Origin of the sequence: Streptomyces sp. NPDC002779, from assembly GCF_042888685.1 — a bacterium.
GTDB lineage: Bacteria > Actinomycetota > Actinomycetes > Streptomycetales > Streptomycetaceae > Streptomyces.
This window is the reverse complement of the sequence record NZ_JBIAQC010000003.1, coordinates 344,618-364,616: the sequence shown is the minus strand read 5'-3', so window position 1 is coordinate 364,616 and position 19,999 is coordinate 344,618. Positions and strand designations below refer to the sequence as shown.

General features: G+C 70.1%; 17 protein-coding genes. 8 read left to right on the top strand and 9 right to left on the bottom strand.

Features of this window, described 5'->3' with window-relative positions; translation table 11 throughout:
• Positions 1 to 9 precede the first annotated feature (9 nt).
• The 3 genes from ACFYW5_RS11490 (at position 10) to ACFYW5_RS11480 (ending at position 4,606) form a co-directional block, all read left to right on the top strand.
• On the top strand, positions 10 to 375 hold the full coding sequence (locus tag ACFYW5_RS11490; protein ID WP_250077801.1) for a PH domain-containing protein: 366 nt from the start codon (positions 10 to 12) through the stop codon (positions 373 to 375).
• Between the two features lie 118 nt (positions 376 to 493).
• Positions 494 to 2,002: a polysaccharide pyruvyl transferase family protein gene (locus ACFYW5_RS11485; protein WP_389416722.1), complete on the top strand. Its 1,509-nt coding sequence runs from the start codon at positions 494 to 496 to the stop codon at positions 2,000 to 2,002.
• Positions 2,003 to 2,083: 81 nt separating this feature from the next.
• Positions 2,084 to 4,606: an FG-GAP-like repeat-containing protein gene (locus tag ACFYW5_RS11480; protein ID WP_389416721.1), complete on the top strand. Its 2,523-nt coding sequence runs from the start codon at positions 2,084 to 2,086 to the stop codon at positions 4,604 to 4,606.
• Between the two features lie 31 nt (positions 4,607 to 4,637).
• On the opposite strand, the gene ACFYW5_RS11475 is transcribed toward ACFYW5_RS11480, so the two are convergent.
• Positions 4,638 to 4,850, bottom strand: a complete 213-nt coding sequence (locus ACFYW5_RS11475) for a DUF397 domain-containing protein (RefSeq protein WP_389416720.1) — start codon at positions 4,848 to 4,850, stop codon at positions 4,638 to 4,640.
• The gene (locus ACFYW5_RS11470; RefSeq protein ID WP_389416719.1) at positions 4,847 to 5,722 is read right to left on the bottom strand and encodes a helix-turn-helix domain-containing protein; all 876 of its coding nucleotides are present in this window, start codon (positions 5,720 to 5,722) and stop codon (positions 4,847 to 4,849) included. The genes ACFYW5_RS11475 and ACFYW5_RS11470 overlap by 4 nt, the downstream gene beginning before the upstream one ends.
• Before the next feature lie 163 nt (positions 5,723 to 5,885).
• Between ACFYW5_RS11470 and ACFYW5_RS11465 the strand changes: the two genes are divergently transcribed.
• A complete protein-coding gene (locus ACFYW5_RS11465; RefSeq protein WP_389416718.1) occupies positions 5,886 to 6,413 on the top strand; it encodes an ATP-binding protein in 528 nt (175 codons plus the stop codon).
• On the opposite strand, the gene ACFYW5_RS11460 is transcribed toward ACFYW5_RS11465, so the two are convergent.
• The gene (locus tag ACFYW5_RS11460; protein WP_389416717.1) at positions 6,393 to 8,036 is read right to left on the bottom strand and encodes an IS200/IS605 family accessory protein TnpB-related protein; all 1,644 of its coding nucleotides are present in this window, start codon (positions 8,034 to 8,036) and stop codon (positions 6,393 to 6,395) included. The genes ACFYW5_RS11465 and ACFYW5_RS11460 overlap by 21 nt on opposite strands.
• A complete protein-coding gene (locus ACFYW5_RS11455) occupies positions 8,029 to 8,604 on the bottom strand; it encodes an IS607 family transposase (RefSeq protein ID WP_389416716.1) in 576 nt (191 codons plus the stop codon). Before ACFYW5_RS11455 ends, ACFYW5_RS11460 begins: the two co-directional genes overlap by 8 nt.
• Positions 8,605 to 8,700: 96 nt before the next feature.
• Here ACFYW5_RS11455 and ACFYW5_RS11450 point away from each other — a divergent pair, with 96 nt between their 5' ends.
• Both ACFYW5_RS11450 and ACFYW5_RS11445 read left to right on the top strand, forming a co-directional pair.
• Positions 8,701 to 9,474: a helix-turn-helix domain-containing protein gene (locus ACFYW5_RS11450; protein ID WP_389416715.1), complete on the top strand. Its 774-nt coding sequence runs from the start codon at positions 8,701 to 8,703 to the stop codon at positions 9,472 to 9,474.
• A 62-nt stretch (positions 9,475 to 9,536) separates the two neighbouring features.
• Complete coding sequence (locus ACFYW5_RS11445) at positions 9,537 to 9,884, top strand: hypothetical protein (RefSeq protein ID WP_389417005.1); 348 nt, start codon at positions 9,537 to 9,539, stop codon at positions 9,882 to 9,884.
• Positions 9,885 to 10,089: 205 nt separating this feature from the next.
• Here ACFYW5_RS11445 and aspS read toward each other — a convergent pair whose 3' ends face one another.
• On the bottom strand, positions 10,090 to 11,853 hold the full coding sequence (gene aspS / locus ACFYW5_RS11440; protein WP_389416714.1) for an aspartate--tRNA ligase: 1,764 nt from the start codon (positions 11,851 to 11,853) through the stop codon (positions 10,090 to 10,092).
• A 142-nt stretch (positions 11,854 to 11,995) separates the two neighbouring features.
• On the opposite strand from aspS, the gene ACFYW5_RS11435 reads away from it, so the two are divergent.
• Complete coding sequence (locus tag ACFYW5_RS11435; RefSeq protein ID WP_389416713.1) at positions 11,996 to 14,125, top strand: SpoIIE family protein phosphatase; 2,130 nt, start codon at positions 11,996 to 11,998, stop codon at positions 14,123 to 14,125.
• 8 nt (positions 14,126 to 14,133) lie between these two features.
• Here the strand turns inward: ACFYW5_RS11435 and ACFYW5_RS11430 are convergent, their stop codons facing one another.
• The 4 genes from ACFYW5_RS11430 to ACFYW5_RS11415 form a co-directional block, all read right to left on the bottom strand.
• On the bottom strand, positions 14,134 to 15,183 hold the full coding sequence (locus ACFYW5_RS11430) for an AI-2E family transporter (RefSeq protein WP_389416712.1): 1,050 nt from the start codon (positions 15,181 to 15,183) through the stop codon (positions 14,134 to 14,136).
• 76 nt (positions 15,184 to 15,259) lie between these two features.
• A complete protein-coding gene (locus ACFYW5_RS11425; RefSeq protein ID WP_389416711.1) occupies positions 15,260 to 16,231 on the bottom strand; it encodes a pirin family protein in 972 nt (323 codons plus the stop codon).
• 113 nt (positions 16,232 to 16,344) lie between these two features.
• The gene (locus ACFYW5_RS11420; protein ID WP_389416710.1) at positions 16,345 to 18,291 is read right to left on the bottom strand and encodes an Ig-like domain repeat protein; all 1,947 of its coding nucleotides are present in this window, start codon (positions 18,289 to 18,291) and stop codon (positions 16,345 to 16,347) included.
• Between the two features lie 187 nt (positions 18,292 to 18,478).
• On the bottom strand, positions 18,479 to 18,952 hold the full coding sequence (locus ACFYW5_RS11415; RefSeq protein WP_389416709.1) for an SseB family protein: 474 nt from the start codon (positions 18,950 to 18,952) through the stop codon (positions 18,479 to 18,481).
• A gap of 154 nt (positions 18,953 to 19,106) precedes the next feature.
• On the opposite strand from ACFYW5_RS11415, the gene ACFYW5_RS11410 reads away from it, so the two are divergent.
• Positions 19,107 to 19,943 (top strand): intradiol ring-cleavage dioxygenase, encoded by an 837-nt coding sequence (locus ACFYW5_RS11410; RefSeq protein WP_389416708.1) that lies wholly within the window; start codon positions 19,107 to 19,109, stop codon positions 19,941 to 19,943.
• The last annotated feature ends 56 nt before the right edge of the window (positions 19,944 to 19,999 follow it).

Genomic DNA, 19,999 nt, shown 5'->3' with positions numbered 1-19,999 from the left:
GGTCCTCTCATGGCTCTTTTCGGCAACGCACACCCGATCGACCCGGCGCAGGCCGCGCAGGACTACGCCCGGCTGCTGGGTCAGGGTGAGCAGGTGCACGCCGCCTACCTGCTGGTCCGCGACACCATCCTGCTGACCGACCGCCGCCTGATCCTGGTCGACAAGCAGGGCATCACCGGCAAGAAGACGGAGTACCACTCCATCCCCTACCGCAGCATCACGCACTTCGCGGTGGAGACGGCCGGCACCTTCGACCTCGACGCCGAGCTGAAGATCTGGGTCTCCGGCGCCCAGCTCCCCATCACCAAGACCTTCACCAAGGGCGTCGACATCTACGAGGTCCAGGCCATCCTGACCCAGTACGTGGCCCGCTGACGGACCCCCTCGGGCGAACGGTGACAAGTCCTTCACTATTCGTTTACGTACGGATAGTGTTCGATTCATTAAGTGTCACCGTTCGCCTCATTGGCGACCCTCAGCATCAAGGAACGTCGTGAAGCGCATCCTGATCCGCTCCGGCAAGAGCCCTTTCCGGGTCGCCAGTCCCACGGAGTTCATCCACCAGGACCTCATCGGGACGAACACCGGCAATCTGCTCTTCAGCGACTCCGCGCACAAGATGCTGACGACGCCGGACACCGAGGTCACCTCCAACGGCATCCGCACCAACCCCTCCGCCGAGCGCGCCGCGGAGATCAACGAGCAGTACGACGTCTTCGTCGTCCCGCTCGCCAACGCCTTCCGCCCGCAGTTCCAGGGATCCCTGGACCGGCTCTCCACGCTGATCGAGCAGCTGACTATCCCCGTGGTGGTGTTCGGCGTCGGCGCCCAGGCCACCGACGACTACGCGACCGAGATACTCAAGCCGATGGAAGCCTCCGTGAAGCGCTTCGCGCGGGCCGTCCTCGACCGGTCCGCCTCCATCGGCGTCCGCGGCGAGCTGACCGCGAGCTACCTGAGGGACCACGGCGTCCCGGACGACGGCATCGACATCATGGGCTGCCCGTCGATGTTCCTGTACGGCGACAGGTTTCCGGAGATCCGCGCCACGGAGATCACCGCCGGCTCGCGTCTGGCGATCAACCTCTCCCCGAACGCGATACCCGTCGGCCCCGTCGCCGGGATAGCCGCCCACGCCCACGCGCACTATCCGAACCTGACCTACTACGCGCAGAACCTCGTCGACGCCGAACTGCTGCTGTGGGGCGACACCACGCCCGAGTCGGGCTTCGAGGACGCCTTCCCGCTCCAGCTCAGCCACGCCCTGCTGCGCGAGAACAAGGTGCGCATGCCGCTGGACGCGGCGACCTGGATCGACGAGCTGCGCGGCTACGACTTCGCCTACGGCACCCGCATCCACGGCAACATCGCCGCCCTGCTGGCCGGTACGCCCGCCGTCGTCCTCACCCACGACTCGCGCACCCTGGAGCTGTGCCGGTACTTCGGCATCCCGCACCGCCCGCTCTCCACGCTGCCCGCCGACACCGACCCGCGCGACCTGTACGAGGCCGCCGACTTCTCGGCCATGGTCAAGGGGCACGCGGAGCGGTTCGAGCGCATCACCGCCTTCCTCACCCGCAACGGCCTGGACAACGCCTACCAGCACGGCGACGGCGGTGCCGCCTACGAGGCCCGCGTCGCCTCCCTGGACCTGCCCGCCTCCATGGAGGTCTGGGACGGCACCGAGGACGGCCGGATGCGCTACCGCGTCAGCCGGCTGCGCGAGCTGATCACCGTCTCCGAGGACAAGCTCACCACGAAGCTCACGGCGGCCACCAAGAAGAACGCCGAACTCCGGGCCAAGCTGACCGCCGCCGAGAAGCGGGCCGCGCAGACGGCCGACCGGCTCGACGCCACCGTCCAGCAGCTGGAAGCCACCCGCAAGCAACTCGCCGCCCTCGAACGCCGCGTAACGGGCATGGAAAAGCGCGTCCTGGTCCGCCTCGGCCCGGCCCTCCGCCGCCGCACCCGCAAACTCTCCGGCTCCACGGACCGCCACTGACTCCCTGCGCCATGATCAACCGCTGGTAGTATCCGGCCACTTGTTCGAGGGCGAGGGGCCCTCGCGGGGAGGGAACCTCACGTGGGCAGATTCGCCCTGTCGCGCCGCCGTCTCGCGGTCGCGATCTCTTCGGCTGCACTCGCCATGACCGGTAGCACGGTTCTTCCGGGCACCGCCGCCGCGGCTCCGATCGCCCCCTGGGGCACCGCCACCGCCATCACCGGTACCGACGTCAACACCTCCGTACGCGAGGTGGTCACCGCGGCCGACGGCTCCGCCGTGGCCGTGTGGAACCAGTTCACGGGCCCAACCGGAAACGAACGCACGCTGTACGCCGCGGTGCGCGCCGCCGACGGCTCCGCCTGGGGAACTCCGACCCTCCTGGCGACCACCCCGACCGAGGCCGGGAGGGTCGCCCTGCACGCTTCCTCGGACGGCACCGTGACCGCTCTCTGGGTGGAGTTCCCGAACGAGACCTCGCCCGGCTCGGGCGTCAACAACATCCGGATCGTCAGCTCCGTCCTCGCGGCCGACAAGTCCGCCTGGTCCAAGCCCGTCGAGCTGATCGGCACCGACGAGGGTTGGTCGGACGGCGGCATCGATCTCGCCGAGGCCCCCGACGGCACCCTCACCGCGGTCTGGGGGACCCGTGCCAACGCCGCGTCCAAGTGGGAAGTCAGCACCGCCACCCGCGGCGCCGACGGCACCTGGTCAGCACCCGTGCAGCTCAGCACCGCAGCCGCGGACGGCGCCCTCGCGGCTCACTCACCGAGCGTGGCCGTCACGCCCGATGGCACGACCGTCGTCGCCTACCGGCAGTTCCTCGGTGAGACGTCCCAGATCCGGACCGTGTCCCGGAAGGCCGGTACCACGGAGTGGACCGCGCCCGTCGCGGCAAGCGGCACCTACCAGTCGCTCAGCGAACCGGAGATCGCGGCGGCCGACGACGGTTCGGTGACCCTCGTCTGGCAGGGCCGCGTCGACGAGTCGGTACCGCAGACCATCCGCACCGCCACCCGGGCCGAGGACGGCACCTGGTCCTCCCCCGAGACCGTGGCCGGCACGGACAACCTCGTCAGCACACCCGAGCCGCTCATCGCCCCGGACGGCGACGTCACCCTCGTCTGGGTCGACTGGACCACTACGTTCGGCACCCGCACGGCCACCCGCGAGGCGGACACCGGCACCTGGTCGGCCGTTCGGACCCTGTCCACGTCGTACGTTCCCGAGTCGTACGACACCGCCATCGGCGACGACGGCACCATACGGGTGCTCTGGCCGCAGACGAGCGGCAGTGGGCGCGTGCTGATGGAAGCCGCGCGCAGTGACGGGACGTGGACGGCCGCCGCTCAGATACCCGGTTCCGCGAGCGGCAACGTCTTCGGCCGACTCAGCGTCGGGGCCGACGGCACCGCGACCGCCGTCTGGTCCGGCACCGCGAGCGGCAGCGCCAACGGGCGACTGTACGGCTCCCGCACCGCGTGGCCGGCACTCGCCGTCACCAACTCCTCCGTCCCGGGCACCGTCGCCCTCAAGGGCACCACCGCATCCTCCGCCGCCTGGGCGCCCACCTGGACGCTCAGCAGGCCCGTCTCGTCCTGGTCGGTGACGATCACCGACCGAGCGGGCAGGACGCTCCGTACCCTCGGCAGCACGACCGGCGACCTGAAGGTCACGGCGAGCTGGAACGGCCGTACGACATCCGGGGGTCTCGCTCCCAACGGCCCTCTGACCTGGAGGCTGAGCGCCGTCCAGGAGGGCGCGGCCCAGGCCGTGCAGCTGGCCTCCCGAACCGTCTCCGTCACCGGCGGCGCGGCGGTCGGCCGGGACTTCAGCGGCCCGTCGGCCACTCCCGACGGCACAGGCGACCTGCTCACCCTCAACACGTCCGGCACGCTGACCTACCAGCTGGGCAAGCACACCACCGGAACGTTCTCCGGCAAGGTCAACGGCACCGGCTGGCCCACCACCATCAAGGCCGTCCCCTTCGGTGACCTGAGCGGCGACCGGTGCAACGACGTCCTCGTCCGCTACAGCAGCGGCGCCCTGCGCCTCTACAAGCCGGGCTGCGGCTCGGCGGTCAAGCCGTCGACGTCGTACACCGCCCTCGCCACCAGCGGCTGGACCCAGTACGACGTGCTGACCTCACCCGGTGACCTCAGCGGTGACGGACGTCCGGACCTGCTGGCCCGCAACGCCTCCACCGGCGCCGTCTACCTCTACAAGGGCACCAGCACGGGCAAGCTCGCCGCCCGCGTGAAGCTCTACGACAACTGGAAGACGTACAAGAAGATCGTGGGCGTCGGCGACATCACCGGCGACGGCAAGGCGGACCTGCTCGCCCAGGACAAGACCAACACCCTCTACCGCTACAACGGCAAGGGCGACGGCACCTTCGCCTCCCGCGTGAAGCTGTTCACCAACTGGGGCAGCGCCTACAACGCCGTCGTCGGCGTCGGCGACATCACCGACGACGGCAAGCCGGACCTCGTCTCCCGCGACAGCAGCGGCTACCTGTGGCGCAACAGCGGAGACGGGAAGGGTTCCTTCGGCTCCCGCACAAAGATCGCGACTGGCTTCGGCGGCTACAAGTTCCTTTCATAGACGAGCCGTTCGGGGCGCTTGAAGTCGAGTGTCAGCGCCCCGACGCGTACGCCACGAAGTCAGCCCAGGCCTGCGGCGCCAGCGCGAGGCGGGGGCTGGCGTCGCGGTGCTTGGAGTCGCGGACGTGGATGGCGCCGGGGGTCGTGGCGACCTCAACGCAGGACTCGCCGTCGGTGCCGCCGCTGTAACTGCTCTTGAACCACGCCAGTTCGGAGGCGTCCCGGGCAGAGGCCTTGCGGATCATGTTTCTCCCAGCAGTTGCTCGATGAAGGCCAGCGACTCCCGTGACGAGAGCGCCTGCGCCCGGATGGTGCCATACCGCAGCTCAAGGATGTGCAGCTGCTTCGGGTCAGTGATCGGCCGCCCGCTGAACGCACCGTCAGAACGACCTGCGGCCGTCCCGTCCGGGAACTTCAACAACTCGATCCTGCCGTCCAGACCAGGATGGGCCTCGGTGTTCGTCGGCATGACCTGAAGCGTGACGAAGTGCAACCGCCCCACCTCCAGCAGACGTTCGAGCTGCTGTCGCCACACCATTGTGCCTCCGACTCGTCGGCGCAGCGGGGCCTCTTCCAGCACGAAGTGAATCGACGGCGCAGGGTCGCGGTCGAAGACCGTCTGCCGAGCCAGACGAGCGGCCACCATGCGTTCCACGTCGTCGAGTGAGTAGGGCGGCTGCGCTGCCTTGATGACGTGCCGGGCGTGGTCAGGCGTCTGCAACAGTCCCGCGATGATGTTGCACTCATACACCCCGATCTCGGCCGCCTTGGCCTCCATCTCCGCCAAAGCCCGCACCTTCTTGGGGTACCGGACCTTGTCCACGTCCTCCTTCATCGCCGCGATTAACCCACCCGCTCCCAACACCTCGTCGGCCATGTCCAGATACTCGGGCCTGGGGATCCGCTTCCCGCCCTCGATCTTGTACACCATGTCCTCGCCGTACCCGAGCCGCTTCCCGAACTCCGCGGCCCGCATCCCCACCGCCTCCCGCCGCAGCTTCAACTGCCGCCCCACGGTGGCGACTACGGCCACGCCCCACTCATCGTCCGGATCCACCTCCCACCCCGGCTCATCCGCCTCCGTCCTGAGCCGTCCCGCCTCCGCGTCCACCGACATGTCCCGCGCCGCCCCTCCGTCGTACCGCCTCGTACCAGCCACGCCCCTACCCGTACGCACCGCCCCGACAAGCCCGGACAGCACCGGACAACCGCTGGACAGTCACCGTACGCAACCATGACGTCACTCCTCACGGTAGGGAGTTCCGGCCACGCTGAGTGACGTGATTCAGGAACTCGCCCAACCCGAGGGCCCCATCCGCAACTTCCGCGTCCTGCTGTCCCCCACACCCCGCGGCGCCCGCCTCGCCCGTCTGCTCGCGACGGAGGAACTGCGCAGCTGGGGACTCCCGTTGGACCCGGCGGCGAACATCGTCGCCGAGCTGGCGAACAACGCGGCCACCCACGGCCGCGTCCCCGGCCGGAACTTCCAGCTCCTGCTCTACGTGGTCGGCGACACCCTCCGTATCGAGGTCACCGACACACTCGGTGACTGGCTGCCGCACCCGCAGCCCACCACCGCGGACACCGCCGAAACCGGCCGTGGCCTGATCCTCGTGACCGCGCTAGCCGACCGCTGGGGAGTGACCCGGGACCTGCCACCCCGCAAGACGGTATGGGCCGAAGTCGAACTCGCTGCACTAGCACCGGAGTCACCAAAGCCTGACGCCCCACGCTCCGGTCATACCTGCGCTCCCTATGAACCACCCACTGGGGAGAAAGCACCGTTCCTAGAGACTGAGCGGGAGTGAGTCCTGTTGCCAGAACCCATGCTCAGCCGAACACCCCGAACGGTCTTGGGTGTTCTGGTCCACCGCGTTCGCTCCGCGTCCGGCGCGCACGGATCGTGTCCGTGGTCCGGGAACGCGGGGGCGGTTTTCCTCGCTCCCTCGGTCGCCGGTTCGGGCCTGGGTGGTCCGATGCCCGTGCACATCGCTCTGGTGTGCACGGGGCGGTGTCGTCCGTCGCCTGATCCGGTATCCGAGGGCGCGCCTGCCGATGGCCACCGAGGCGGCGGCGTGTCGGCTGGTCTTGTGAGTTCTGCTGGTGAGGGGGGCTTGCCAGTGCTGGGCGCCCCAGACGCTGGTGTAGGCGGGATCGACGGCGATCACGCCGATGCCGGCTTCCGCGCACATGGACAGCAGGCGGGCGCGCAGGCGGCCGGTGGGGATGCCCGAGATGAGCTGCCTAAATCGCTTGCGGCGGCCGTGTTTCTCGCGGGTGGTGGAGTCGGTGAAGTCGAGGTCTTCGATCGCGATGGCCTGCACGCCGGTTTGTTTGGCCCAGTGCAGGAGGCGGGTGAGGGCGTGGCGGAGCTGGGCGTCGCGGTGCGAAGTGCTGCCGGTGAGCTGGTAGTCGAAGCGGCGGGGTGTGCCGACTGGGTTGCCGTGTTCGTCGAGGCGCCATGCGGCGAGGTGGTCGGCGTTGGTGTCCACGGCGATCACGCCGTCCGCGCGCAGCGTGGCTAGTGGCACGACGGGGAGTTCTTTGCGGGTCCAGGAGGCGTCGAGGTACCAGCGGCCCCGGACCGTGTCCAGGTGGATGCGGTAGGCCACGGACCGGTTCGCTTCGATCCGGGCTTGCCATTCGTCGCCCCGGTGCCAGAAGGCGACCTTCGCAGCCAGCACGTACCGGCCGTGCTTCGCGTTTGCGTGCTCGGCGAGGGGGGCGGGCAGCTTGATGCTGATCTCGCCGTCGGGGCTGACGCGGATCGTCTCGTTCCCGAACCTTTTGCCGGACTCGCCGTCGGCGGTCAGGAACCACCGCGCCGCCTCCCACTGTGCCCGCCACTGTGTCTCGGTCAGGTTCGCGGCGGTGAGGTGGTGACGGGTGCCCAGCAGTCGGCGGCCCCCGCGTGTGATCGACACGCGTCCGGCGTCGCGTTCGGCCGTGACCTGTTCGTACCGCTCTTCGAGGATCGCCAGGCGCCGGGACTTGCGGAACCACTCGTGCGAGGACCGGTAGCCGCCGGGCTTGCCCCGGCTGCCCCTCTCTGCGACGGGCAGGGACAGCCGGTGCCGGATCATGCGGATACCGGCATCCAGGGATTGCAGGTGTGCGTGCTGCGCACGCCGGGACAGTCCCCACTGGTCGTGCGTGCTGGACGTGATCGAACCGGCCCAGCGGGAGGACGACAACGCCGTCAGATCACGTTTGCGCCCAGCCCACGTGTCGGTGGAATGCTCCAGACCGTCACGGCATCTTCGGGCCAGATCACGCGAGGCCAGCGTGCCCAGGTGCGCGCCGACCAGGCGCAACACCTTCTCGTCCCCGGCCGTCAGTCCCTTGAGACGGTCGCGGATGCTGACGCCCGTCGGGCCGTCGGCGACGAACGGCCGGGCAATCTGCCGCAGCGGCCTGCGCTGGTCAGCCATGCTCGGCGGCCTCCAGCGCCTTGCGGGCACGGTTCTTCGCCGACCGGGGCCCGTACAGGCGGGCACAGAACGAGGTCAGCACCTCCACCATGTCCCGCACCAGGTCGTTCTCGACCTCGCTGTCGTCCAGCACGACCAGGCGGCGCCCGGTCGCGGACAGGGCGGCCTCGACCAGCTCGACGTTCATCCGACCGAGGCGGTCCTTGTGCTCCACCACCACCGCCTGCACAGCAGGATCGGAAAGCAGCCGCTTGGCCTTGGAACGGGCGCCGTTCATGCCGGAGGCGATTTCGGACTCCACCCGCACCACCCGGTGACCTGCGGTGGCAGCCCACCGGGCCAGCCGGGCGACCTGGCGCTCCAGATCGTCCTTCTGATCGTGCGAGGAGACGCGGGCATACAAACCCAGCCCACCGATTGCCTCGGGCGCGGCGTTGGCCCCCACGTTCACGAGGATCGTGCGCGGGCCGACCCGCTGGGCCGGTACCGGCAGCGTCCCCTCACGGAACCAGCGATACGCGGTCTGCGGATGCACGCCCTGCGTCTTCGCCCATTCCGTGAGATTCACGCTCTGACAACGACACTCACTTATACATGGTTACGCTCACTTACCCGACTCCGAGGGCCAGCAGTTGATGACCCCTCCGAGCGCCCGAACTCCGGCGTGGTCCACGACAACGTCCGCCTCACCGAGAACTTCACTGTGATCGGCAACGACCTCGCCCAGCACAAGGAGCTGTCGCTGCTCGCGATCGGGCTGGGCTGCTACATCCAGTCGGTGCGACCGGGCACGGCGATCGACATCAAGACCCTCGCCGCCCGCTTCCCGGAGGGCCCCACCCGCATCGCCGCAGCCCTGCGCGAACTCGAAACCCACGGCTACCTGCGCCGCACCCGCTTACGGGCCCCCACCGGCCGGATCGTCACCCGCACGGTCTCCAGCAACAGGCCGGGCCACCGCACCACCCCACCCGACACGTCCACCAGGCCCGCCCGACGCCCGGCCCCGGACAAGCCGCCGCCCCGCAAACGGCGCCTCCCCGCCGTGCCCCAACCCTCGTACACCTCCCCGGCGCTCCTCCAGACAGCCGTCGACGTCCTCGCCGGCCTCCGCCGCCACGACCCCCGCCTCCTCCTCTCGGCCACCGACGCCGAACACCTGGCCCCGGGCGTCGCCGCCTGGCTGGAACGCGATTTCACTCCCACCGCCGTACGGCACGCCCTGACCGAGAACCTCCCGCTGGAGCCCTTGATCCGCCCGGCCGCCTTCCTGGCCCACCGCCTGACCGCCCAGCTCCCACCCCTGCCCCCGTTCCGTCCCCCGGCCCCGGAACCCAGACACCCCTTCCAGACCTGCGACGGCTGCAACCGCGCGTTCCGCGCCCCCACCCCCGGCCGCTGCCGCGACTGCCGACCCGACCCGAAGGAGTCCGTGTGACCACGCGAGCCCTCGCCCAGTCCGGCCCCGATACCCTGGCAGGGGTACTCCTGGAGGACACCATGAGCACACTGGCCGACCACGGGCGCGAGCTGATCCCCCGCCCCGAGCAGACCCCTGACGCCCTGCGCACGGCCCTCGCGGTCGTGGCTCCCGCCCGCTTGGAGGAGATGCAGGCCACGAAGGACGAGGCGTTCGCCAAGGCCGTGGAGTGGGAGTCTCTGAGCCCCGTACAGAGCTGGGTCCTCCTTTGGGCCCGGGACATCGAGATCGCCCGCCGTCCTGACCTGGCCGTCCGTTTCGAGCGCGCGCGGAGCACGCTGGAGGACGAGGATCCCGACGTCGCTCGGGAGGCTCTGCGGGAGCTGACCGCCGTACTGGACGAAGCCATGAAGGCAGTGCGCGGTTGAGCTGGAAGTGGGAGTACGCCTTCGGAGCGGAAGAAGCCGCCCGGGCCGCGCCCGCCGACTTTCTCGCCAGGGTGGCAAGCAAAGCGGATGAGCTGGTCAGGATCACGTACCTGGGTTTCTGAGGCCGCGAGCCGGTGGAACGACGCCGGCGCCGAGAACCCAAGTCGGTTCTCGGCGCCGGCGTCCTACGTCACCCGAGGTGGAACTACTTCGGCTGCGGCTTGCGCACCGACAGGTGGAGTTCCCTCAGCCGGGTCTCGTCCAGCTCCGTCGGCGCGCCCATCATCAGGTCCTGGGCGTTGCCGTTGAGCGGGAAGGCGATCGTCTCGCGGATGTTGGGCTCGTCCGCGAGCAGCATCACGATGCGGTCGACGCCCGGGGCGATACCGCCGTGCGGCGGGGCGCCGAAACGGAAGGCGCGCAGCATGCCGGCGAACTGCTCCTCGACGGTGTCACGGTCGTAGCCCGCGATCTCGAAGGCCTTGAGCATGATTTCCGGCTCGTGGTTCCGGATCGCGCCGGAGGACAGCTCGACGCCGTTGCAGACGATGTCGTACTGCCAGCCCAGGATGTCCAGCGGGTCCTGGGTCTCCAGGGCCTCAAGTCCGCCCTGCGGCATCGAGAAGGGGTTGTGCGAGAAGTCGATCTTCCCGGTCTCCTCGTCCTTCTCGTACATCGGGAAGTCGACGATCCAGCAGAACCGGAAGACGTCCGTCTCGAACTGGCCCGCCCGCTTGGCGGCTTCCACCCGCACCGCGCCCATGATCTTCGAGACCTCGTCGAACTCCCCGGCGCCGAAGAACACGGCGTGACCGGCGGCCAGGGACAGCCGCTTGGTCAGCTCCGCGACGTTCTCCTCGGTCAGGAACTTCGCGATCGGGCCGGACAGCGAGCCGTCCTCGGCCACGCGCACCCAGGCCAGGCCCTTGGCGCCCTGCGAGACCGCGAAGTCACCGAGCTGGTCGAAGAACTTCCGGGGCTGCGCGGAGACGTCCGGCACCGCCAGCGCGCGCACGTGCTTGCCGGCGAACGCCTTGAACTCCGAGCCCTCGAAGACGTCCGTGATGTCGGCGAGCTCCAGCTGGGCCCGCAGGTCCGGCTTGTCGGAGCCGTACTTCAGCATCGCCTCACGGAACGGGATCCGCGGGAAGGGGGAGGTGACAGGGCGGCCGCCGCCGAACTCCTCGAACAGCTCCGTCATGAGCTTCTCGATCGGCTGGAAGACGTCCTCCTGCTCGACGAAGCTCATCTCGACGTCGAGCTGGTAGAACTCGCCCGGCGACCGGTCGGCACGGGCGTCCTCGTCGCGGAAGCAGGGCGCGATCTGGAAGTAGCGGTCGAAGCCCGAGATCATCAGCAGCTGCTTGAACTGCTGCGGCGCCTGGGGGAGGGCGTAGAACTTGCCCGGGTTCAGCCGAGAGGGGACCACGAAGTCACGGGCGCCCTCGGGGGAGGTCGCGGACAGGATCGGGGTCGCCATCTCGTTGAAGCCCAGCGCCGTCATCTTGTGCCGGATCGCCGAGATGACCGCCGTACGCAGCATGATGTTGCGGTGCATGCGCTCGCGGCGCAGGTCGAGGAAGCGGTACTCCAGGCGCCGCTCCTCGTTGACGCCGTCCTCGGTGTTGATCGTGAACGGCAGCGGGGCGGCCGCGCCGAGCAGCTCGACCTCGCCGACCTCGACCTCGATCTCACCGGTGGGCAGGTCGGGGTTGACGTTCTCCGTGCCCCGCGAGACGACCTTGCCGTCCACCCGGACCGTGGACTCCTTGGACAGCTTGTCCAGGGCCTCGTAGGCGGGGGTGCCGGGGCGCGCGACGAGCTGCGTGATGCCGTAGTGGTCGCGCAGATCGATGAAGAGGATGCCGCCCAGGTCGCGCCGATTGTGCAGCCAGCCGCTCAGCCGGACGTCGCTGCCGACGTCAGAGGCGCGGAGCTCGCCGCAGGTGTGGGACCTGTACCGATGCATCGTCGTTCATCCAGTCTTCGCGGATCGGGGTCGTGTTTCACGTGAAACACCCCCAGCGTACCGGGCACGTGATGATCGGCTCCCCACCATTGTCGGCGGTCTTCGGTGGCAGCCTTCGATCTCCTGTTCTTAGAGTGGGTCAATGCGCACTGGTGAGCCCCTGCCCGCCGTGGAGGAGGTACTCGCCGCTCTGGCGACCGGTCAATGGCACTGGTCCACCGCCACCGGTCTGGTCACGGTGGACGCCGAGGCGGCCAGGCTGCTCGGGCTGCCCGCGGAGCCGGCCACGCTCCGCGAGTCCGAGGTGCGCGCCCGGCTCCACCCCGTCGACTGGAACGAGATCACCGGGGTGATCCAGCTCGCCGTCGCCGAGAACACGCTCGGCGAGGTACGGGTGCGGATCATGGACGAGCGGGGCGAGGTCGTCCGCATCACCCGCAGCCGCTTCAAACCCGGCTTCGACCCCGACAAGCGGTCCTACGAGATGATCGGCACCCTCCAGGAGGTCACCGAGCCGACGCCGGGCACCCCGGCCGGGCGGCGTGCGGTCAACGGGGACTGGCGGCGCTCCCGGGAGGCGTTCCTGCTGGACGCGGGCCGGGCGCTGGCGGAGGCACGGTCCACCGAGGAGGTGCTGCGGGTCGCGGCGGGGCTGTCGATGCCGGGGTTCTCCCCGGACGGGCTCGCGGTGTTCGGCGTGGAGGCGGACCGGCTGACGATCATCGGCCACCACGGGCAGCAGCCCGGCGACGAGGGCCCCTTCTCGCACATGTCCCTCCAGACCGACTACCCGGCCGCCGAGGTGGTGCGCACCGGCCGGGCGGTCTATCTCTCCTCCCCCGAGCAGTACCGCTCCCGCTACCCGCTGACCTGGCCGCTCGCCGCCCACTTCGGCCGCCGCTCCTGGGCGTTCCTGCCGCTGACGGTGGCCGGGCGCACGATGGGCGCCTGGATGGCCGCGTTCACCTATCCGGTCGCCTTCACCCCCGACGAACGCTCGGTGCTGACGACGGTGGCCCGGATGCTGGCGCAGGCGCTGTCCCGGGCGGGGGCCGCGGAGACCCAGCGGGAACTCACCGACGGCCTCCAGCGCTCCATGCTGCCCATGCTCGCCCCCCGGGAGATACCGGGCATGAGCGTCGCCGCCCGCTACGTGCCCACCGGCGGCGGCCTCCAGGTCGGCGGTGACTGGTACGACATGATCCCGCTGCCGGGAGGAGACCGGTTCGCCCTGGTCATCGGGGATGTGCAGGGCCATGACGTACGGGCCGCCGGGCTGATGGGCCAGCTGCGGATCGCCCTGCGCGCCTACGCCTCCGAGGGGCACCGCCCCGACGCCGTGCTCTCCCGCGCCTCCCGCTTCCTGCACGGCATGACGGACGGCGACCCCGACTCCCTCGACCTGCGCTTCGCGACCTGCCTGTACGTCGAGGTCGACCCCGCGACGGCGGCCCTGGAGATCGCCCGCGCCGGGCACCCGGACCCGGCGATCCGGCTGGCGGACGGCACGGTGCTGACCCGCCCCACGGCGGGCGGGCTGCCGCTCGGCATCGATCCGGACGCGGACTACCCGACGACCAGGGTCGTGATGGAGCCCGGCGAGACGATGCTGCTGTGCACCGACGGTCTGATCGAGACCGGCGGCCACGACATGGAGACCGGCTGGAAGCGGATCCGCTCGATCCTGGAGGCGCACCAGGGCGGCCCCGAGGAGCTGGCGGACGCCCTGGTGCAGGCGGTGCACGGGCCCTCCTCGCACCACACCACCGGTCCGCTGGCCGACCGGCGCGAGGACGACATAGCCGTGGTGCTGCTGTGCCGTGACGGGGAGGGCTGCGGTTGCGGGGAGTCCGTCGCCGTACGGCCCGCCGTGCGCCGCACGATGCTGACGGTGGCCCAGGACGAGCCCGAGCGGGTCGCGGTGGCCCGGCAGCTGTTGCGGGAGCTGCTGCACGACTGGCCCTCCGACGACCAGATCGACTCGGCGGTGCTGCTGCTGTCCGAGACGCTGACGAACGTCCTCGTGCACACCGACGCCGACGCCCTGCTGCTGGCCGAGGTGGGCGGTGAGGCGGGCGGGCGCCGGATGCGCGTGGAGGTCACCGACACCAGCGACGACCTGCCGCACAAGCGCCGCCCCGGTGAGCTGGCCTCCTCCGGCCGGGGCCTGATGCTGATCGAGCTGCTCGCGGACACCTGGGGGGTGGATCCGCGGGGCGAGGGCAAGAGCATCTGGTTCGAACTGGCCGAACAGGACGGGACGGGGACGTAGGTCAGGGACTACGCCTCGGGTGCGGGCTCGCGCGTGCGCAGCTCGTGGACGATCCCGAAGGCCGCCGCCGTGAGCGGCAGCGCCAGCAGCATCCCGAGGATGCCGGCCACCGAGGCGCCCGCGGTGATCGTCAGCATCACCACCGCCGGGTGCATCTGCACGGTGCGGCTCTGGATCATCGGCTGGAGCACATGCCCCTCCAGCACCTGTACGGCGAGCACGACGCCGAGCACCCACAGCGCGATCACGAATCCCCGGTCGGCGAGCGCGACGAGGACGGCGACCGCGCCGGAGAGGAAGGCGCCGAGGTAGGGGATGTAGGCGCCGACGAAGACCAGGGCGGCGAGTCCGACGGCGCCCGGCACGTCCAGGATCAGCAGGCCCACCAGGATGCAGACCGCGTCGATGAACGCGATGAAGGTGGTCCCCCGCATGAACCCCTCGATCGCCTCGAAGGCCCGTCGCGCCATCGCCTCCACGGTGTCGGCGGTCCCGCGCGGCGCCATCGTCCGCAGGGTGCCGGCGGCCCGGTCGGAGTCGCGCAGGAAGAAGAAGACGAGCAGCAGCGCCAGTACGGCCATGGCGATGGTCTCGCCGACGACGCTGACCCCGCTGATGACGCCCGAGGCGGCGGTGCCGCCGAACTTGGAGAGCAGTCCCCGGGCGTTGGAGGCGATGTCGTCCAGCGAGGTACCGGCGGCCCCGAAGTGATCGGCGAGATCCTCGGCGGCGGTCCGGAGCGAGGCGACGATCTCGTCACCGGAGTCGACGAGCGCGGCCACCACGAGGTACACGGCCCCGCCGACCACGGCCACCACGGCGACGCAGGTGACGGCGGCCGCGATCGACCGGTTGACGCCCGCCTTGACCAGGCGCCGGTGGAAGGGCCCGAGCAGGGCGCTGCCGAGCAGCGCGAGCAGCACCGGCACGATGGCCGTACGGAACTCCGCGCACAGCCGGATACCGACGTACACCACCCCGGCGACCAGCAGCGCCACGGCACACCAGGCCCCGACCCGCCGCACGGGTTCGGGAAGCAGCGCTCGGGAGTCCTGCACCCTCCCACCCGATCACGCGCGGGGTGGGCCCGCCTTCCGGCGGACCCACCCGGGTGACGAGATGTCAGTACGCGGCCTACAGCCCGCCCTCGGTCATCCCGTGGACGGCCGGGACGGTGCCGAGGCGGCCCTTCTGGAAGTCCTCGAACGCCTGCTGGAGCTCCTCGCGGGTGTTCATGACGAAGGGGCCGTAGTGGGCCATGGGCTCGCGGATGGGCTGCCCGCCGAGGAGGACGACTTCCAGGTCCGGGGTGTGGGAGTCCTGCTTGTCGTCCGCGCGGACGGTCAGCGAACCGCCGGTGCCGAAGACCGCGGTCTGGCCCAGGTGGATCGGACGGCGCTCGGCACCGACCGCGCCCTTGCCCGCCAGCACGTACGCCAGGCCGTTGAAGTCCTCGCGCCAGGGCAGGGTCAGCTCAGCGCCCGGCGCCAGGGTCGCGTGCACCATCGTGATCGGGGTGTGGGTGATGCCGGGACCGGCGTGTCCGTCCAGCTCACCGGCGATCACGCGCAGCAGCGCGCCGCCGTCGGGTGTGGTCAGCAGCTGCACGTTGCCGCCTCGGATGTCCTGGTAGCGCGGGGGCATCATCTTGTCCTTGGCCGGCAGGTTCACCCACAGCTGGAGGCCGTGGAAGAGGCCGCCGGACATCACCAGGTGTTCCGGCGGCGCCTCGATGTGCAGCAGTCCGGACCCGGCGGTCATCCACTGGGTGTCGCCGTTGGTGATGGTGCCGCCACCGCCCTGGCTGTCCTGGTGGTCGAAGATGCCGTCGATGATGTAGGTGACGGTCTCGAAGCCGCGGTGGGGATGCCATGGGGTGCCTTTCGGCTCGCCCGGCTGATACTCCACCTCACCCATCTGGTCCATCATGATGAACGGGTCCAGATGGCGGTAATCGATCCCGGCGAACGCGCGGCGCACCGGGAAGCCCTCGCCCTCGAAACCGCTCGGCGCGGTCGTGACGGCGAGCACGGGACGGGCCACGGCCTCCGCGGGTGCGGCGACTCGGGGCAGCGTCAGCGGGTTCTCGACGGTCACTGCAGGCATGTCGGTACCTCCTTGGGCGACGTACATCCGAGTTTAGTTGAGCATTGAACTTCCTGCCACCCGTAACGGCGGAAGCCCGGGAGGGCATTCCCCCCGGGCTTCCGCGTTCACCCTCAGTTGCTGAAGTACAGGTACTTCCAGGACCCGTACGTCGTCGAGTTCACGCTGTCACCGGACGAGCCGTTGACGTACACCGACCGCATCCGCGCCCGGATTCCCGACTCACCGGGCGCCCCCAGGGTCACGGCCGACTTCCCGCTGGTGCCGAGCGGGAAGTACTGCGAGTCCGCCGAGTACCACGTGCCCTGGTGGTAGACCTGGAGGTCGAAGCGCTGCTGGCGGCCCGGGTAGTAGGACATCGTCGTGGTGAGCAGCGGGTCGGTGTTCTTGTGGAACCAGTAGTACGTCGTCGACCCGATCTTCGCCGTCTTGTAGTGCTTGGAGACGGCGGTGGAGACCTTCACCTTGGCGTACGCCGTGACGTCCACCGTCTTCGGCTTGTAGCGGGCGTCGCCCTTGAACACCGCGGTGACGGTGGTGTCCCGGGTCATGTCCACCCATGCGGCGATGTTGCCGTCGGAGTTGACCGTGCCGCTCTTGATCAGCTTGTTCGGCTTGTCACCGCCGAAGGGGTTGGCCCAGATCTCGACCGAGCGGTTCTTGTACGTCGTGCCGAGGTGCGCGGTGAACTTGACGTCGGCGCCGTGGCTGTACAGCTTGCCGTTGTTGTTCAGGCTGAGCGAGGTCGAGGCACGGGAGACCTCGACGGTGTCGGAGGCGCTCACCGCGGTGTGCGCGGCGTCGCCCGCGTACTTCACCGTGTACTTGACCTTGCCGCCGGCCGGCGGGGTGTTGGTGAAGGAGTACGTGCCGTCGGCCTTGACCGTCACCGGGGCCAGCGCCTTGCCGTCGGGGCTCTCCACGTCGGTACGGGTGACGCTCAGCTGGACGCCGGCGGGCAGCGCCACGGTCGCCGAGATCTTGCCGGTGACGGTGAGCTGCTTGGCGCGGGTGGCGGTCGAGGGTGCGTTGACCGTGAGGGTGGGCGCGTTGAGGGTCGGCTGGGTGAGCGCCTTCAGGGCGTAGCCGCTGCCGCTCGGGACCAGGGCGAAGAGCCGGGAGGAGTCCGGGGCCCAGGCCACCTCGACCGCGCCCTGCGTGCCCATGCTGAACGTCCGCACCGGCTGCGTGGCGTTCGGCCGGTAGATCGCGACCTTCGTGCCCGAGATCTGGGCGACGTTTCCGACGCGGTCGATGTCGGCCCGCTGCCCGGCCGGGTAGGCACCGGCCTTGGTGAGGGTCCCGTTCGCGTAGGCGTGCCGGTCGGTGCCGTTGATCAGCACCTGGTCGCTGCCCGCGGCGAGGTCGATGTCCCCGACGCCGTCGTTCAGGGCGTACGAGTAGTCGTGCCAGGCGGTCACCACCGGCGTGCCGCTCGACACGTCGAGGACGGCCTCGGTGCCCGTGGAGTCCCCGGTCTCGCCGACGGCCAGCAGGCCCGGTCGCAGCGGGTCGGTGTCCAGCAGGGCCTGCCCCCACAGCCCCGAGCCCGTGCCCTCGGTCGGCACCTGGGCCAGCGCCACCGGGTCGGCGCCGCTCGCCGGGTCCACCGCCGGGTCGACGGAACCGAGGTCGCCGTCCCACTGGTCGCCGTAGCTGAACCAGACCTTCCCGCCGGCGAAGGCCACGTAGCGCGGGCCGTCCGTGGTGGCGACGGTGTAGCGGGCCTTCTCGTCGAGGGTGGCCGCGTCCAGCGCCACGATCTCGTGCAGCTCGGGTGAGGCCGCGTACAGGGTGCTGCCGTCGTCCGACAGGGCCAGGTCGGTGACGCCGGGGACGCCGCTCACCGATTCGAGCACGGCACCGGACCAGTCGGCGGCCACGACCGTGCCGGCCGCGCTGTCGCCGACGAAGACCCGCCGGTGGACGCCGTCCGCGACGATGCCGCCGGGCGCGCTGACCACGGCGCCGGCCGCCGACGCGGGACCGGCGGTCACGACGCTCAGCGCCGCCGAGCTGAACAGGACCGCGAGCGACGTCGCGGTCGAAATGCTGCGCATGCGCACAGTGTTGAACCCCCACAGAAGTCCCGGCGAGGCCGGGAGATGATGAGAGCGCCGCGCGGCACCCGGACGTGGACCGCGGGAAGGCGGTGACGTGCGGGGCGCGGCTGCCAGGGGGCACTCTATGGCATGCCTGTGACAACGGGGAGGGGGATATTCCGGCCCCCCGCCCGGTGCGGTCCGGCTAGCCGTACATCCGGCGCATCGCGAAGTCCACCATCTGCTCGACCGCCTTCGCGTCGAAGACCATGCGGTGCTCGCCCTCCATGTCGAGGACGAAGCCGTAGCCGGTCGGCAGCAGGTCGATCACCTCGGCGCCGGTGATGACGAAGTACTTGGACTCCTTGCCCGCGTACCGGCGCAGCTCCTTGAGGGAGGTGAACATCGGGATCACCGGCTGCTGGGTGTTGTGCAGGGCGAGGAAGCCGGGGTTGTCACCGCGGGGGCAGTAGACCTTCGAGGTCGCGAAGACCTGCTGGAAGTCCTCCGCGGACATCTGGCCCGTGGTGAAGGCCCGCACCGCGTCCGCGAGCGAGGGCGGGGACGGCTCGGGGTAGAGCGGGGGCTGCTGGCCGTAGCCGCCGGACATGGGCTGCTGCGGCGGGGCGTAGCCCTGTTGTGCGGCGCCGCCGTCCATGGGCTGGCCGTATCCATACATGCGCGCAAGCCTACCGAGCGGACGGAGGCGGAGGGCCGGTACGGAGGCGGAGGGCCGGTACGGCGGGCCGGGCGAACCGACAGCGACCTGACAGCCACCGCACAGCGCGCGCACGTAACGTCCGACGCCGGAAGCCGAGCCCAGGAGGCAGACCATGCGCAGCCACCGCGACGACGAGGTCCACGAGCACGACCGGGGGCTCTCCTACGACCTTCCCGTGCTCGCCCGCCGACGGATGATCCGGCTGATGACGGGGGCGGGCCTGATCCCGCTGGTGGGCTGCTCCGCCGAGGACGACACCTCCGCGAGCCCCGCCGCCGCCTCCTCGGCCGGGTCCCCGTCCGCCGCTTCCTCCGCCGAGTGTGCCGTGATCCCCGAGGAGACCGCCGGTCCCTACCCCGGCGACGGTTCCAACGGGGTCAACGTGCTGAAAGAGAGCGGTGTCGTGCGCGGCGACATCACCTCCAGCTTCGGCGACTCGGCCGGCGGCACCGCCGAGGGCGTACCCCTGACGATCACGCTCACGGTCGTCGACGCCGCCTCCGGCTGCGGGACGCCCAAGGCGGGCGCCGCGGTCTACCTGTGGCACTGCGACCGGGACGGCAACTACTCCCTGTACTCGGAGGGTGTCACGGAGGAGAACTACCTGCGGGGCGTCCAGGAGACCGACGACGAGGGCCGGGTCACCTTCACGAGCATCTTCCCGGCCTGCTACACCGCCCGCTGGCCGCACATCCACTTCGAGGTCTACGGCAGCCTCGCCGACGCCGTCTCGGCGACCTCCGTCACCAGCACCTCGCAGCTCGCGCTGCCCCAGGACGTCTGCGAGGCGGTGTACGCGACGGACGGCTACAGCCGAAGTGTGGCGAACCTCAGTCAGCTCTCCATCGAGACGGACAACATTTTCAGCGACGGCCACGATCAGCAGCTGGCGACGGTCACGGGCAGTACCGGGAAGGGGTACACGGCCACGCTGACCATTCCGGTGTGACCCGTCACAGATGGCCGGATCGAGGTTGCGCCTTATTACCGACGGGTAGCATCATC

Coding starts and splice junctions, on each gene's coding strand:
- ACFYW5_RS11490 (WP_250077801.1), top strand. CDS start 10: ATGGCTCTTTTCGGCAACGCACACCCGATCGACCCGGCGCAGGCCGCG.
- ACFYW5_RS11475 (WP_389416720.1), bottom strand. CDS start 4,850: ATGATCCGCAAGGCCTCTGCCCGGGACGCCTCCGAACTGGCGTGGTTC.
- ACFYW5_RS11470 (WP_389416719.1), bottom strand. CDS start 5,722: ATGTCGGTGGACGCGGAGGCGGGACGGCTCAGGACGGAGGCGGATGAG.
- ACFYW5_RS11460 (WP_389416717.1), bottom strand. CDS start 8,036: ATGGCTGACCAGCGCAGGCCGCTGCGGCAGATTGCCCGGCCGTTCGTC.
- ACFYW5_RS11445 (WP_389417005.1), top strand. CDS start 9,537: ATGAGCACACTGGCCGACCACGGGCGCGAGCTGATCCCCCGCCCCGAG.
- aspS (WP_389416714.1), bottom strand. CDS start 11,853: ATGCATCGGTACAGGTCCCACACCTGCGGCGAGCTCCGCGCCTCTGAC.
- ACFYW5_RS11435 (WP_389416713.1), top strand. CDS start 11,996: ATGCGCACTGGTGAGCCCCTGCCCGCCGTGGAGGAGGTACTCGCCGCT.
- ACFYW5_RS11425 (WP_389416711.1), bottom strand. CDS start 16,231: ATGCCTGCAGTGACCGTCGAGAACCCGCTGACGCTGCCCCGAGTCGCC.
- ACFYW5_RS11420 (WP_389416710.1), bottom strand. CDS start 18,291: ATGCGCAGCATTTCGACCGCGACGTCGCTCGCGGTCCTGTTCAGCTCG.
- ACFYW5_RS11415 (WP_389416709.1), bottom strand. CDS start 18,952: ATGTATGGATACGGCCAGCCCATGGACGGCGGCGCCGCACAACAGGGC.
- ACFYW5_RS11410 (WP_389416708.1), top strand. CDS start 19,107: ATGCGCAGCCACCGCGACGACGAGGTCCACGAGCACGACCGGGGGCTC.